This window comes from Aminobacter sp. SR38, assembly GCF_014843375.1.
GTDB classification, from domain to species: Bacteria; Pseudomonadota; Alphaproteobacteria; order Rhizobiales; family Rhizobiaceae; genus Aminobacter; species Aminobacter ciceronei.
This window is the reverse complement of record NZ_CP062112.1, coordinates 5,249,246-5,262,511: the sequence shown is the minus strand read 5'-3', so window position 1 is coordinate 5,262,511 and position 13,266 is coordinate 5,249,246. Positions and strand designations below refer to the sequence as shown.

General features: G+C 64.2%; 13 protein-coding genes. 7 read left to right on the top strand and 6 right to left on the bottom strand.

Translation table 11 applies throughout. From position 1 onward, the window contains the following. From IG197_RS25730 to IG197_RS25720, 3 genes are all read right to left on the bottom strand, one after another. The gene (locus tag IG197_RS25730; RefSeq protein WP_192315720.1) at window positions 1-1,437 is read right to left on the bottom strand and encodes a UbiA family prenyltransferase; all 1,437 of its coding nucleotides are present in this window, start codon (window positions 1,435-1,437) and stop codon (window positions 1-3) included. 217 nt (window positions 1,438-1,654) lie between these two features. Further along, on the bottom strand, window positions 1,655-1,921 hold the full coding sequence (locus IG197_RS25725; protein WP_067960870.1) for a hypothetical protein: 267 nt from the start codon (window positions 1,919-1,921) through the stop codon (window positions 1,655-1,657). A gap of 137 nt (window positions 1,922-2,058) precedes the next feature. Next, window positions 2,059-4,548 (bottom strand): mechanosensitive ion channel family protein, encoded by a 2,490-nt coding sequence (locus IG197_RS25720; protein ID WP_192315719.1) that lies wholly within the window; start codon window positions 4,546-4,548, stop codon window positions 2,059-2,061. Window positions 4,549-4,744: 196 nt separating this feature from the next. On the opposite strand from IG197_RS25720, the gene IG197_RS25715 reads away from it, so the two are divergent. The 4 genes from IG197_RS25715 to soxG are packed head-to-tail and all read left to right on the top strand — an operon-like array spanning window position 4,745 to window position 9,887. After that, window positions 4,745-6,004 (top strand): sarcosine oxidase subunit beta family protein, encoded by a 1,260-nt coding sequence (locus IG197_RS25715; RefSeq protein WP_192315718.1) that lies wholly within the window; start codon window positions 4,745-4,747, stop codon window positions 6,002-6,004. A 10-nt stretch (window positions 6,005-6,014) separates the two neighbouring features. Next, a complete protein-coding gene (locus IG197_RS25710) occupies window positions 6,015-6,314 on the top strand; it encodes a sarcosine oxidase subunit delta (protein ID WP_182573463.1) in 300 nt (99 codons plus the stop codon). Beyond that, window positions 6,311-9,307, top strand: coding sequence for a sarcosine oxidase subunit alpha family protein (locus tag IG197_RS25705; RefSeq protein WP_192315717.1), 2,997 nt, complete (start codon window positions 6,311-6,313; stop codon window positions 9,305-9,307). Before IG197_RS25710 ends, IG197_RS25705 begins: the two co-directional genes overlap by 4 nt. Continuing rightward, window positions 9,300-9,887: a sarcosine oxidase subunit gamma family protein gene (gene soxG / locus IG197_RS25700; RefSeq protein ID WP_192315716.1), complete on the top strand. Its 588-nt coding sequence runs from the start codon at window positions 9,300-9,302 to the stop codon at window positions 9,885-9,887. Before IG197_RS25705 ends, soxG begins: the two co-directional genes overlap by 8 nt. Before the next feature lie 12 nt (window positions 9,888-9,899). Here soxG and IG197_RS36895 read toward each other — a convergent pair whose 3' ends face one another. Genes IG197_RS36895 through IG197_RS25690 form a run of 3 tightly spaced genes read right to left on the bottom strand, consistent with a single transcriptional unit; the run spans window position 9,900 to window position 10,792 of the window. Further along, window positions 9,900-9,986 (bottom strand): hypothetical protein, encoded by an 87-nt coding sequence (locus tag IG197_RS36895; protein ID WP_371746564.1) that lies wholly within the window; start codon window positions 9,984-9,986, stop codon window positions 9,900-9,902. Further along, the gene (locus IG197_RS25695; protein ID WP_246765249.1) at window positions 9,952-10,296 is read right to left on the bottom strand and encodes a VOC family protein; all 345 of its coding nucleotides are present in this window, start codon (window positions 10,294-10,296) and stop codon (window positions 9,952-9,954) included. Before IG197_RS25695 ends, IG197_RS36895 begins: the two co-directional genes overlap by 35 nt. A gap of 22 nt (window positions 10,297-10,318) precedes the next feature. Then, window positions 10,319-10,792 carry a DMT family transporter gene (locus tag IG197_RS25690; protein ID WP_192315714.1) on the bottom strand — a complete coding sequence of 158 codons (474 nt, stop codon included), beginning with the start codon at window positions 10,790-10,792 and terminating at the stop codon, window positions 10,319-10,321. Between the two features lie 82 nt (window positions 10,793-10,874). Between IG197_RS25690 and IG197_RS25685 the strand changes: the two genes are divergently transcribed. From IG197_RS25685 to IG197_RS25675, 3 genes are all read left to right on the top strand, one after another. Then, window positions 10,875-11,792: a LysR family transcriptional regulator gene (locus IG197_RS25685; protein ID WP_067960847.1), complete on the top strand. Its 918-nt coding sequence runs from the start codon at window positions 10,875-10,877 to the stop codon at window positions 11,790-11,792. Window positions 11,793-11,860: 68 nt separating this feature from the next. Continuing rightward, window positions 11,861-12,346: an SRPBCC family protein gene (locus tag IG197_RS25680; protein WP_192315713.1), complete on the top strand. Its 486-nt coding sequence runs from the start codon at window positions 11,861-11,863 to the stop codon at window positions 12,344-12,346. A gap of 194 nt (window positions 12,347-12,540) precedes the next feature. Then, complete coding sequence (locus tag IG197_RS25675; protein ID WP_192315711.1) at window positions 12,541-13,260, top strand: glyoxalase superfamily protein; 720 nt, start codon at window positions 12,541-12,543, stop codon at window positions 13,258-13,260. Window positions 13,261-13,266: the final 6 nt, after the last annotated feature.

The window sequence follows — 13,266 nt, the reverse complement described above, 5'->3', positions numbered from 1 at the left end:
TCACAGGCCCGCCACCACAAGCAGCACCGCGCCGGCGAAAACGACGATCTGGCTGCGCCAGTCGCGGATGATGAAGACGACCGGATCGTCATGCAGTTCATCGCGCCGCGCCAGGATCCAGATGCGCATGGTGAGATAGAGCACGATTGGCGCCAGCGGCCAGACCAGCCAGGGATGCTCATAGAGCTCGCGCACCGCGCTGCTGTCGATGTAGAGCGCCAGAACCAGCGCCGAGGAAAACGCCGACGCCATGCCGGCCTGGGCGACGATCTCCTGGTCCTCGATGCGGTAGCCGCGCCCGGCGATACGCTCGCCGACGCTGAGGCTGGACGAACGCAGCTCGACATAACGCTTCACCAGCGCCAGCGAGAGGAAGAAGAAGATCGAGAAGGCGAGCAGCCAGAACGACACGTCCACCCCGGTCGCGGCGGCACCCGCCAGGATGCGCAAGGTGTAGAGCCCGGCAAGGGTCAGCACGTCGAGCAGCAGCATCCGCTTGACCGAAAGCGAATAGGCGGTTGTGGCCACGAGATAGACCAGCAGAACGCCGGCAAACTCGATTGTCGTGAAGGTAGCCGTCGCCAGGCTGATGACCAGAAGGACGCCCACGGACGCCAGTCCGAACGGGATCGACAACTTGCCGCTGGCGAAAGGCCGCTCACGCTTGGTCGGGTGCGCCCGATCAAGCGCTAGGTCGAAGAAGTCGTTGACGATGTAGATAGCCGAGGCGGCAGCGCTGAACGAGATGAATGCCAGGATCGCCGGCACCAGCATCTCGGGATTGAAATATTTGTGCGCCAGCACCAGCGGCACGGCGATCAGCACGTTCTTGAGCCATTGATGGACACGCAGCATCTTGCGGATGGTGCGCAGGTCGGGCTTCGGCGTCTCGATCAGCTCGGACTGGTGGCTGGCCTGCCAGCGTGCGGCTGCCCGGTCGGGCGCAACCACGATCGCCTCGCGCGCGGCATCGAACACTTTGACGTCGTGGCGGCTGTTGCCGGCATAATCGAAGCCGCCATCGCCATAGGCTGCCACCAGCGCCCTGCGCTTGCGTTCAGCGGTCAGGTTTTCACCGCCGTCGCTGGCAAGCACCGCGTCGAACAGGCCGAGATGGCGTGCGATGGCTTCGGCGAACTTGCGCGGCGTGCCGGTGGCGAGAACGATCTGGCGCCCGTTGGCCTGCTCTTCGCGCAGGCGTTTCAGCACTTCGGGCCGGTAAGGCAAGGTCGCCGGGTCGATGTCGACCACCTCGGCAATCGCCTGCTTGAGACGCGCTGGGCCGCCCTTGAGCAACCAGAACGGCACCATGAAGATGGCGAGCGGGTTCTTCTTGAGAAGGGCAAACAGTCCTTCCCACAACAGATCGCTGGCGATCAGCGTGCCGTCGAGATCGACCGCCAGTGGTACTATCTTGTTGTCTGATCGCGCATCCATCAAACTGCCTGCCCTGCCCCTTGCCGGACGGCGTGAACCTTCCGGACCCCTTGCCGCTATAGCGGGCGACCAGGTTCCGGATGGTTAAGGTCGAGGCCGAATGCTAAACGAGCACCAGTCATTTCGCCAGTCATGCTTAAGCAGACGTTAGCAGAATGCAGAAAAGGCCGGGCTGATGCCCGGCCTTTTCGATCATTAGCCTGTGTGTTGACAGGCTTTACTTGATGCGGGCAGCGCCGCCCGAAATCTCTACTGTTTCATCACCGGTCAGCGCTTCGCGGTCGCCATTCGGCAAGGTCACGAAGCAGCCGCTCGAGCAGAACTCGACCGTTTCGCCGGCGGCAAGGGAAAGTTCCGTCTTGGAACCACCTTCCGTGACGATCAGGGTCCGCGGTTCGGCATCGAGGTTTACCGCGCTTGCAGCATGCGCAGCGCCCGACATTGCCAGGACCAGCGCGCCTGCAGCGACAAGAAACCTTTTCATTTGCACTCGGTGTTTCCACCGCCCCTGTTCATCTCAGCAAGGCATTTTCGCCGTTTGCATGAGAGCTTATATGAGTTTGAAGCTGAACGGCAACTGAATGCCTTGTTCATGCCATAATTGCCCGACGCGCCCGGCCGTCACTCCGGATCCGGCTTCCTCGCCCTGCCGGGCTTGCGGCCGGCCGCGGCTTGCGCGGCGCGCTTGCTGCGCGCCTCCTCGAGTTCAGCCACCTGTGCCTCGACCTGTTCGTCGTCGGCAGGCCACTTTTCCGCCGGCTTGACGTCATGCGCCCGGGCCGTCGACGGGATGGCGATGTTTTCGCGCTCGAATGCTTCAAGCACGCCGAAGCGGATATCGTTCTGGACAGTGTTGCTGCCGAGCAGATCAGCCAGGAAGAACCGCATTTCGAATTCCAGCGCCGCCGGGCCGAAATTGGCGAAAAGCACGAAGGGCTCCGGGTTCTTCAGCACCATCGGATGCGCGCGCACAATGTCGAGCATGATCTCATGGGCGCGCTTGGCGTCGGAATCATAGGCAACGCCGATCTTGATGTCGACGCGGCCCAGCTTGTTGCGGTGGGTCCAGTTGCCTACGGCGCTGTTGATCAGATCGGAATTGGGCAGGATCACCGACTGGCGCTGGAAGGTTTCGATTTCGGTGGCACGCACGCTGATCTTCTTGACCGTGCCCGACACCGCACCGGCAACGATCCAGTCGCCGACCTTGAACGGTCGCTCGGCGAGCAGGATCAGGCCCGAAACGAAGTTCGATACCACATTCTGCAAGCCGAAACCGATACCGAGGGAAAGCGCACCGGCAACGAGCGCGAGGTTGGAAAGATCGATGCCAGCCGCTGACACGGCAATCAGACCGGCTATCGCCACGCCGGCATAGCCGACGGCGAGGCGTATGGAATTGCGCACGCCGGCGTCGACCTTGCCACGCGCCATGACCGAGCCGTCGAGCCAGCCCTGGAACCAGCGTGTCACGAAATAGCCGATGGCAAATACCATGACGCCGGAAAGCAGGCCGGCGGGCGAGAAGGTGAAACTGCCGATCTGGAAGCCTGAGCCGATGCGGTAGAGCCAGGTAATCATGTCGCCGGGCTGAAAGCCCCAGGTAAACAGGATCAGTGGCACACCGACGATCAGCACGAGCAGATTGATCACCATGCTGGTGACGAGGCCGAGCTGATCGAGCGTCGCGTCGTCGAGGGTGAACATCCGCTTGATGCGCCGGCCGACCGTCGTCTTGATGAAGGCGTCTTCCTCGTTGATCGCCTGCGACGACAGAAAGCCGATATACATGGTCGCCAGGATCGTGCCGGTGATGACGATCTGCTGCGACACGAAACGCGCAAGCCCGATATAGCCCAGCAGCGCTGCGGCGATGGTGACGCCGCCAAGGGTAAGCACGATGTAGCGGAAGAGACGCGGCCACGGCTTCGGCCGTCCGTCCTCATCGACGAACGGCTTGACCAGGCCGATCAGCATGACCAGCACGCCGATCACCACCGTCGAGGTCAGCGCCTCGCCGACGGTCAACGCAACCGGCGAGCCGAGCACCTGGTAGACCGAGCTCAGGAAGTAATCGAGGCCGGTAAACAGGGCGGTCGCGGTGATCAGGAGCATCAGCCAGCGCGCAGCACCGCTTTCGACCGGGATAAGCCGCCACTTGGGCAGCCTGGGCGACAGCACGGCCATGCCGAGGCGCGAAACGAAGAACACGATGGCGATGACGTAGAACAGCGACCACAGCATGGCGCCGATGTCGCCACGCAGCACCTCGAAATAGGCGAACAAATAGTAGGTGACGCCAAGAAAGACGACGAGCGCCGCCGACTGCATGAAGGTCGACCAGAAGGCGACCGAAAGCCTGCTGAGATAAGACGGCTCTTCTACCCGGCCGTCGGGCTCGAACATCCGTCCGAACATGCGCCGGCCACCGATGATGATGACCGCCGCCGCACCCAGGGCGAAGAACGTTGCCGCCAGCATCGACTTGAGCTTGAAGCTGACAACGAAACGAACCCAGGACGATACCGTTCGGTAGAGGTCGTTCATCTCTGTCTTGAAGGCGTCGGCCACCTCCGACCCCAGAGCGAAATTGATCTGGTAGCGTTTGGTCAAAAGGTTCTGGAACAGGCTGCGACGGATCTCGGTGATCTGGCTGATCAGCTTGTCAATGCGGATCGACAGGTTCTCGGCAACGCCGAGCACGGCATTGATCTCGGTCTTCTCCGCGTTCAGCTTCTCGCGCTCGCTGGTCACGACAGCGGGCTCGGCCGGTTGGCCATCTGCCGGCGGCTTGCCGAGCTGTTCCAGCCGGGCGTTGATTTCGGTCAGGCGCGGACGAAAAGCGACGCCGCTTTGCAACAGGTCGCGCGACAGCTGCTCGAGCTGCAGGCGGATGTCGACGAGACCGGCATCGTCCTCGGCGCTCTGCTCCATCTTCTTCTGCAGCGCATCCGTCCTGGCGGTGATGCTGGCGATGACCTCCTGCTGGTCGGACACCACGCCGGCCGGCGCCTTGCCGAGATCGGCATCCTGCGCTGCGGCGTTTGCCACAAGCACGGCTGTGAAGATGAACAGGGTGGCAGCGATGCGCCGGACTGCGGAAAAAAACATGATTTGTCAGCGACTCGTAGTCAGTTTGCCGATGAAAAGGCGTGGCCATTGATAAAGACGCGCATCTCGGCGGGCAAGCCGATGCGCGCTGGCCCATGGGAAAGTCGGCCTGACGAAAAACAATGGCGGAATATTGGCTTGATCGCAGCAGTGCTGCCTGTAGTGTCCCCGCGCAGCCTGAAGGATGACATGAAGTATGGCGGAATATTCGGCCTTTTCGCTTCTCAAGAACGCGCTCAGCGGTAACCGCGGCTGGAAGCCGGCATGGCGCAAGCCGAGCCCCAAGGCATCGTATGACGTCGTCATCATCGGCGGCGGCGGCCATGGATTGTCGACCGCCTATTACCTCGCCAAGGAGTTCGGCATCACCAACGTTGCCGTGCTGGAAAAGGGCTATCTCGGCTCCGGCAATGTCGGCCGCAACACCACCGCCGTCCGCTCCAACTACCTGTTGCCGCAGAACACGCGCTTCTACGAACACTCGATGAAGATGTGGGAGAACCTTTCCCACGACCTCAACTACAACGTGATGTTCTCGCAGCGCGGCGTGCTCAACCTGGCGCACACGCCGGGCCAGCTCGACGACCTCGCCCGCAAGGGCAACGCCATGCGCCATCTCGGCGTCGACGCCGAGCTGATGACGCCGGCCGAGATCGGCCGCCGCGTCCCCGGGCTCGACATGTCGCAGCGGGCACGTTTCCCGATCTATGGCGGGCTGATGCAGGAACGCGCGGGTACTGCCCGCCACGATGCCGTAGCCTGGGGTTATGCCCGGGGTGCCGACCGCCGCGGCGTCGACATCATCGAGAATTGCGAAGTCACAGGCTTCCTGCGCGACGGCGACCGGGTCATCGGCGTCTCGACAAGCCGCGGCGAAATCCGCGCCAAAAAGGTCGCCGTTGCCGTGGCCGGCAGCACCGGGCGCGTGATGCAGCTTGCCGGCATCGACCGCATGCCGATCGAGAGCCACGTCCTCCAGGCCTTCGTCTCGGAATCGCTCAAGCCGTTCCTCGACACCGTGCTGACCTTCGGCATGGGCCACTTCTATGTCGGCCAGTCCGACAAGGGCGGCCTCGTCTATGGCGGTGACCTCGACGGCTACAATTCCTATGCCCAGCGCGGCAGCCTGCCCATCGTCGAGGAAGTAATGAGTGAGATGCTGGCGCTGTTCCCTTCGCTGGCACCCGTGCGCGTGCTGCGCTCATGGGGTGGGGTCTGCGACATGTCGATGGATGGCTCGCCGATCATCACCACCGGCCCGTTGCCCGGCATGTATCTCAATTGCGGCTGGTGTTACGGCGGCTTCAAGGCAACGCCGGCTTCCGGCTTCTGCTTTGCCCACACCATCGCCAAGGACGCGCCGCACGCGCTCAACGCGCCCTTCACGCTCGACCGTTTCAGCCGTGGCACCGTCATCGACGACAAGGGCCAGGGTCCGACGCCGCGAATGCACTAGGGTTTCGAACATGTTGATCACCTGTCCCTATTGCGGCCCGCGCGACGTCTCCGAATTCGCCTATCAGGGCGACGGCAACCGCACCCGTCCCGATCCCGCTTCGACCGATGCCGAGGCGTGGAGCGCCTATGTCTATGACCGCCTGAACCCGGCCGGCATCCACAACGAGATCTGGCAGCACGCCGGCGGCTGCCGCGCGCATCTCGCCGTCGTCCGCGACACGCTCACCCATGAAATCAAGAGCGTGCGTTTTGCCCGCGAACATGGCGCGCCGCCCCACGGCCGCCGCACATCCGGAGCCAAGGCATGAGCCCGCGCCGCACACCGTCGGGTGGCCGCATCGACCGGTTGCGGACCATCCGCTTCACCTTCGACGGCACCGGCTATACCGGCCACCAGGGTGATACGCTGGCCTCGGCGCTGCTTGCCAATGGGGTTTCGCTGTTCGGCCGTTCGTTCAAGTACCACCGTCCGCGCGGCGTGCTGACATCAGGCGTCGATGAGCCGAACGCTCTCGTGACGGTGCTGCGCGGCGAGGTCCGCGAACCGAACATTCCCGCCACGATGGTCGAGATCCATGACGGCCTCACCGCAGTCAGCCAGAACCGCTTTCCCTCGCTCGCCTACGACGTCAGTGCCATCAACCAGCTCGGCGGCAAGTTCATCTCCGCCGGCTTCTACTACAAGACCTTCATGGGTCCGGTGATTGGCCCGCTCAAGGGCACCCGCTTCTGGATGCTATGCGAAAAGATCATCCGCCGCGCCGCCGGCCTCGGCCGCGCCGGCCACGCGGCCGATCCGTCACGTTATGAGCGCATGAACGCCTTCTGCGACGTGCTTGTCGTCGGCTCCGGGCCCGCCGGCCTTGCCGCCGCGCACGAGGCTGCCCAGTCGGGCGCTCAGGTCATCCTGACTGAGCTCGATCCATGCTTCGGCGGCTCGGCCAACTGGTCGGGCGAGACGATCGACGGCGAGCCCGCCGCAACCTGGGCATCCGATGTCGTCGGCGAACTCAAGACCCAAGACAATGTCCGCCTGCTCAAGCGCACCACCGTCTGGGGCTATTATGACGGCAACACGCTGGCCGCCGTCGAACGTGTCAGCGACCACAAGGACACGCCCGCCAAGGGCGCGCCGCGCCATCGCCACTGGACCATCCGGTCAAAGAACGTCGTGCTCGCCACCGGTGCCTTCGAACGGCCGCTGGTGTTCCCCGGCAACGACCGGCCGGGCGTGATGATGGCCAGCGCCGCGATGCGCTACGCCAATCAGTACGGCGTGCTGGCGGGCGAGAAGATCGCCGTTCTAGCCAACAACGACAGCGCCTATCGTGCAGCCGCGGCCCTCGCCAAGGCGGGAGCCAGGATCGTCGCCATCGCCGACCTGCGCTCGGACGTCTCCGCGGCCTGCCGCACTCTTGCATCAGAGGCCGGCGCCGAACTGTTGACCGGCCATGCGGTGATCGGCACCGAAGGCGGCAAAAAGCTCTCCGGGGTCAAGCTGGCCCCATTCTCCGCCACATCGGGTGTCTCCAAGGGCAACGCACGCGACATCGGCGCCGACTGCCTGATCGTTTCGGGCGGCTGGTCGCCAACCATCCACCTCGCCAGCCAGGCCGGGGCGCGGCCGGTCTGGAGCGACGACCTGCAGGCCTTCCTGCCGCCGGAAACCGGCAAGGGCTGGATCGGCGCCGGCGCCTTCAACGGCACCTTCTCGACGGCCGAAGTCATCTCCGAAGGCTTTTCCGCGGGCCGCAAGGCGGCAGGCCAGCCGGCGCTCGAAACCGCCACCCTGCCCGACGTCGAACCCGCGCCGCTCGACCCCAACCCAGCACCGGTCTTCGAGATCAGGGCCAAGGGCAAGGCCTTCGTCGACCTCCAGCACGACGTGACGGCTGACGATGTCCGCCTCGCCCACCTCGAAGGTTTCGTCTCGGTCGAGCATCTCAAGCGCTACACCACCCTCGGCATGGCCACCGACCAGGGCAAGGGCTCCAATGTGCCCGGCCTCGCCATCATGGCCGAAGCCCTGGGCAAGCCGATCCTCGAGGTCGGCACGACGCGCTTCCGCCCGCCATACGCACCTGTCTCCGTCGGCGCACTTGCCGCCGAGCGTTTCGGCGACCTCAAGCCTGACCGACTGACCCCGATGCATGACTGGCATCTGGAAAACGGCGCGACGATGTATTCGGCCGGCCTGTGGTTCCGCCCGATGATCTATGGCGGACCCGGCGAGACGATCGAGCAGGCCTATGTCAGGGAAGCGGCAGCGACCCGCGAAACGGCGGGCATCGTCGACGTCTCGACGCTCGGCAAGATCGCCGTCCAGGGACCGGATGCCGCCGAGTTCCTCGATCGCGTCTATTCCAACGTCTTTTCGACCTTGCCCGTCGGCAAGGCGCGTTACGGCCTGATGCTGCGCGAGGACGGCCTCGTCTTCGACGACGGCACCACCTGGCGGCTTGGCGAACACGACTTCCTGATGACCACGACCACGGCCAATGCCGGCAAGGTCATGCAGCATCTCGAATATTTCCTCGATGTCGTCTGGCCGGATCTCAAGGTTCACCTGACCTCCGTCACCGACCAGTGGGCCGGCGCGGCGATCGGCGGCCCGAAGGCGCGGGACATCCTCGCTTCCTGCGTCGCCGGCACCAGGGTCGACAACCGGGCCCTGCCCTTCATGGGCATCGTCCATGGCGAGATTTCGGGCGTGCCGGTGATGATCTGCCGGCTCTCCTTTTCCGGCGAGATGGCCTTCGAGGTCTATTCCGGCGCCGGTCACGGCACCCATGTCTGGGAAGCGCTGATCGAGGCGGGCAAGCCTTTCGGTATGGTTCCCTACGGGCTCGAGGCCCTCGGCACGATGCGCATCGAAAAAGGCCACGTCACCGGTGCCGAGATCGACGGCCGCACCTCGGCACGCGACCTCCATCTCGGCTGGATGCTGTCCAAGAAAAAACCCTTCATCGGCTCGGCCATGATGGACCGCGAAGGACTTGCCGCCTCGGGCAGGCTCGAACTGGTCGGCCTGATCGCACTCGACAACCGGCCGCTCAGCGGTGGCGCGCACATCGTCGAGGAGGTCGACGCCGCCAACCCGCACGGATCGCTCGGCCACATCACCGCCGCCTGCTTCTCGCCCGCGCTCGGCAAGTACATAGCACTTGCGCTGGTCTCGGGCGGCAAGGCGCGCCATGGCAAGCGCGCTCACATCTCCGACCCGTTGCGCAACCGCTTCGGCCCGGTGGAAATCGTCAGCCACCACTTCTTCGATCCCGAAGGGAAGCGCATGCATGGTTGAGCAGCTTTCACCGCTCGAACCGGTATTCCGGCCCGGCTCGTACGGAAATTTCGTCGATGGCGTCGGCGTAACCTTGTCCGAGATCGCACCCGGATCGATTGTCCAGCTTGCCGCCTGGGCGGGCGAGGAAAAGAAGCTGATGGCAACGATCGGTTCGGTCACCGGCCTCAAGCTGGCCGATGGCGCGGGCGCCGGCGCTTCGTCCGAGCGCTGTTCCGCCTTCGGCTTCGCTCCCGGAAAGTTCCTGGTATCAGACGCTTCGGAAGGACTCGCCACAGCCTTTGCCGGCAAGGTCACCGCAGCGATCGGCACCATCACCGACCTGTCACATGGACGCACGGCGATCAGAATTGGCGGCCCGAAATCGGAATGGGTGCTGGCCAAGCTCTTTGCCGTCGACTTCTCCCTGACTGCATTTCCAGTCGGTTCGGGCATGTCGACCACCCACCACGACGTGTTCACCCAGATCCAGCGCTGCGGCCCCGACAGCTTCGACCTCTACGTCTTCCGCTCTTTCGCCCGCTCGTTCTGGAAAATGCTGTGCCATGCATCGGACGAAGTCGGCTACGAGGTCAGGTAAGTCAGGCCGCGGTCATGGTGCCCAGCCCGCATTCTGCAACACGACGCGGTAACCATCACAATCCTCAAAGGTCACGCCTCGCCTTGTCCCAGTAGGGATTGAAGGACGGCACCGGCTGATAGTCATGCGCCTTCATGCGCGCGATCGATGCCTGCCAGTCGTCGCTGTCGGGCAAATAAAACACGACGAGATTGTCCTGCGTCGGCGCCCTGCCGGCGTCATGGTAATGGGCATGGGTGAACTCGAAATGATGCGCTTCGCCAGCCTTGCCGAGCATCACGCCATCGAAACCGTCATGGTTCTCGAAGCGGGCGAGTTCGTCGAGCCCGAGCCCGTCGCGATAAAAGCGGACGGTGGCCTCGAGATCGTTCGTGGGCCGCGCCACGCGCAGGACGACGTTCTTTTTCATGATCTCTCTCCCTGGGTCGAGCCTAGCCTGCCTTCGCCCCATTTGCCCACTGGGTGACGACGAGCCCAATGACGATCAGCCCCAGGCCGGCAACCCTGGCGAGACTGGCAGGGCGCTGCACGAACCCCATCAGCCCGAAATGGTCGATGACGAGCGACGCCACCATCTGCCCGCCTATGACGGCGACGACGAAGCTCGCCGCCCCCATCTTCGGCGCCAGCAGCAGCGCCGCCGTGACATAGACCACGCCCGCGGCGCCGCCGGTCCAGATCCACCAGGGCCCGGTGGCTGCGGCGGTTGCAAAGCTGGGCACCGGGACCCTGAACGCCAGCATGACAGGCACGGCCAGGGCCACGCTGACGGCCAGCGAGACCATAGTCGCCCAGAGCGGATGGCCGAGCAGCCGACCGAGCATGGCGTTGGCGCCGGCTTGAAACGGGATGGCGGCGCCGGCGACCAGCGCTGCGGCGAGCAGGGATGAACCTAGGTTCGGCATGACATGTCTCCTTGTTTTCCAAGACCTAGGGCATCCGAAATTCTGATGGAAATTCGTAATTCGTAGCCGCAATATGCACGGGATGAATAATCTTGCCGGCATCGATCTCAACCTCCTCGTCGTGCTCGACGCGCTTCTGGCCGAGCGCCATGTCTCGCGCGCCGCTATCCGCCTGAACAAGAGCCAGCCGGCAGTCAGCCACGCGCTTGGCCGTCTCCGCCATCTGCTCGACGATCCGCTGCTGGTCCGGCATGGCGGTGCGCTTCAGCCGACCATGCGCGCGCTGGAGATTGCGCCGCGGCTCACTGAAGCGCTGGAACGTATGCACGATCTGCTCGCCCCGAGCGGCTTCGATCCGGCCACGGCACGCCGCAGCTTCCGCCTCGCAATGTCCGACTATGGCGCCATCGTCGTTTTGCCGCGCCTGCTGCCGCTTTTGCGCCGGCGCGCGCCAGGCATCGATCTCCATGTCAGCCAGGCCGGCCGCGAAGCCATGGCGGCACAGGTCATGGACGGCGAGGTCGACATCGCGATCGGCGTTTTCCATGCGCTCGACAAAGCCGTCCGGCGACAGCGGCTGTTCGAGGAGGACTATGCCTGCCTTTCCGACGCCGCGTTGCTGGGCAAAGCGGCTGGAATGGACATTGCCGCCTATCTCCAACGGCCCCATGCGCTCGTCGCGCTGCGCGCCGACGTCGAAAGCGAGATCGACGTGGCATTGGCCGCCGCCGGGCACAAACGGCGCATCGCATTGGTGCTGCCGCATTGGGGCGTCGCCCCCGGGCTTATCGCCGGAACCGATCTGGTGCTCACCATCGCGCGCCGGCTGCACCCGGCAGTGCCGGCAGCAAGCGGCCTCGCCGCCTTCGAGCCGCCCTTTGCGATACCGTCCTTCGCCTTCCAGCAGATCTGGCACAGGCGCCGCGACGGCGACGCCGCGCATCAATGGCTGCGCGAGACGATTGCGGGCCTGTTCGAAAGCCTGCAACGCCTGCCATAGCCGAAAAAGAGCCGATGCTTTAAGATCGTCGCCGCTTGAATGGCAGTTGCACATTGGTATCGGCACTCATGGCCAGCAACGCGTTCCGCTTCGATGAGATCTGGGAAATCCCCGGGGCATCCCCGCGACAGGTGTGGGACGTACTCGCTGACGCGACGCTGCTGCCACTGTGGTGGGGCGACGTCTACAAGGACGTGGAAAAACTGACTTCCCATGACAAGCCGTCGGTCGGTGCCAGGGTCCGCGCGCGTGCCCGGGGATTTCTGCCCTATGAGCTCAACTTCATTCTCGAAGCGGTGGAACTCGAGCCCGGCAAGGTCGTGGCGGTGAAGACATCAGGCGATTTCGACGGCCACTGGCGTGCAGTGCTCGCGCCCTCCGGCCATGGCACCCATGTCACGCTCACCTGGCAGGTCATCGTCGAGCGCCCGATCCTGCGCCTGTTGTCGCCGCTGCTGCGCCCCGCCTTCGCCTGGAACCATCGCTGGACCACGCCACGTGGCGAAGCCGGCCTGCGCCGCTATCTTGCCAAGCGAAAGGCCGGCCAGGCCTGATCGCCTTATCCGCAAGATTGACAGTTCGGACCGGAATCGCGTCGTGTTGTCGGTGGCCCGTGCAGCCTGCCGCTCGCCCCTTCCGGGAAGGTGAATGCACGACGATTGACGCGGTTTGACCTTTTGCACGGGCGATCCGCCAGAATGCGAGCACTGGCACTTTCCAAAAGTTTGCCCGGGCCAAGGATCGAACCATGCATTCCTTTCTCGACGCCAAACTGATGGCCAAGGCGCCGCGCAAGGCCATGGCCGAACGTCATGTCGAATTGTCCCACACCGATTGTCTCGAAGTCGTATCACGGCAGTTCGGCCTTGCCGACTGGAACACGCTTGCCGCCCGCATCGCCGCTGCCACGGGTGACGACGCGCTCCCGCTTCCCAAGGGCTGGTTCATCACCGGCAACACCGAGCGCATCAACTACCGCATCGGCCTCGACCCAACTCAGCCCGGAACGGCCATCATCGAATGCCGCTTTCACCGCCAGGGCGGCATCGTGCTGCGCGAGGACCATTATGGCGCGCTGATGCAGAGCATCCAAGCCGACGACTATCGCGGTGGTCGCATCAGGCTGTCGGCAACGTTGAAGGCTGATGACGCCGACGCCGGATCCATCTGGATGCGCGTCGACAAATCGGAGGGCAAGGTCCTCCAGTTCGACAACATGATGACGCGGGAGGTCGACGGCGCACTGAGGGGCTCCACCGGCTGGCTTGAGCGCAACGTCGTGCTCGACGTTCCGGCCGAAGCCTCGAGCATCAACTACGGCTTGCTGCTGCAGGGATATGGTCGCATTTCGGCGCAGTCGTTCCAGGTCGAGGCCGTCGACGCAAAGGTGAGCCCGACGCCACGGAGCCCGAAACATCTCCCACGGCCGACCAATCTCGACCTGAGGTCGAGTGTACTGTCCGCGTGACGGGTA

Bases quoted from the DNA above. Each gene is read 5' to 3' on its own strand.
- IG197_RS25730 (WP_192315720.1), bottom strand. From the start codon at position 1,437: ATGGATGCGCGATCAGACAACAAGATAGTACCACTGGCGGTCGATCTC.
- IG197_RS25725 (WP_067960870.1), bottom strand. From the start codon at position 1,921: ATGAAAAGGTTTCTTGTCGCTGCAGGCGCGCTGGTCCTGGCAATGTCG.
- IG197_RS25720 (WP_192315719.1), bottom strand. From the start codon at position 4,548: ATGTTTTTTTCCGCAGTCCGGCGCATCGCTGCCACCCTGTTCATCTTC.
- IG197_RS25715 (WP_192315718.1), top strand. From the start codon at position 4,745: ATGGCGGAATATTCGGCCTTTTCGCTTCTCAAGAACGCGCTCAGCGGT.
- IG197_RS25710 (WP_182573463.1), top strand. From the start codon at position 6,015: ATGTTGATCACCTGTCCCTATTGCGGCCCGCGCGACGTCTCCGAATTC.
- IG197_RS25705 (WP_192315717.1), top strand. From the start codon at position 6,311: ATGAGCCCGCGCCGCACACCGTCGGGTGGCCGCATCGACCGGTTGCGG.
- soxG (WP_192315716.1), top strand. From the start codon at position 9,300: ATGGTTGAGCAGCTTTCACCGCTCGAACCGGTATTCCGGCCCGGCTCG.
- IG197_RS25695 (WP_246765249.1), bottom strand. From the start codon at position 10,296: ATGAAAAAGAACGTCGTCCTGCGCGTGGCGCGGCCCACGAACGATCTC.
- IG197_RS25690 (WP_192315714.1), bottom strand. From the start codon at position 10,792: ATGCCGAACCTAGGTTCATCCCTGCTCGCCGCAGCGCTGGTCGCCGGC.
- IG197_RS25685 (WP_067960847.1), top strand. From the start codon at position 10,875: ATGAATAATCTTGCCGGCATCGATCTCAACCTCCTCGTCGTGCTCGAC.
- IG197_RS25680 (WP_192315713.1), top strand. From the start codon at position 11,861: ATGGCCAGCAACGCGTTCCGCTTCGATGAGATCTGGGAAATCCCCGGG.
- IG197_RS25675 (WP_192315711.1), top strand. From the start codon at position 12,541: ATGCATTCCTTTCTCGACGCCAAACTGATGGCCAAGGCGCCGCGCAAG.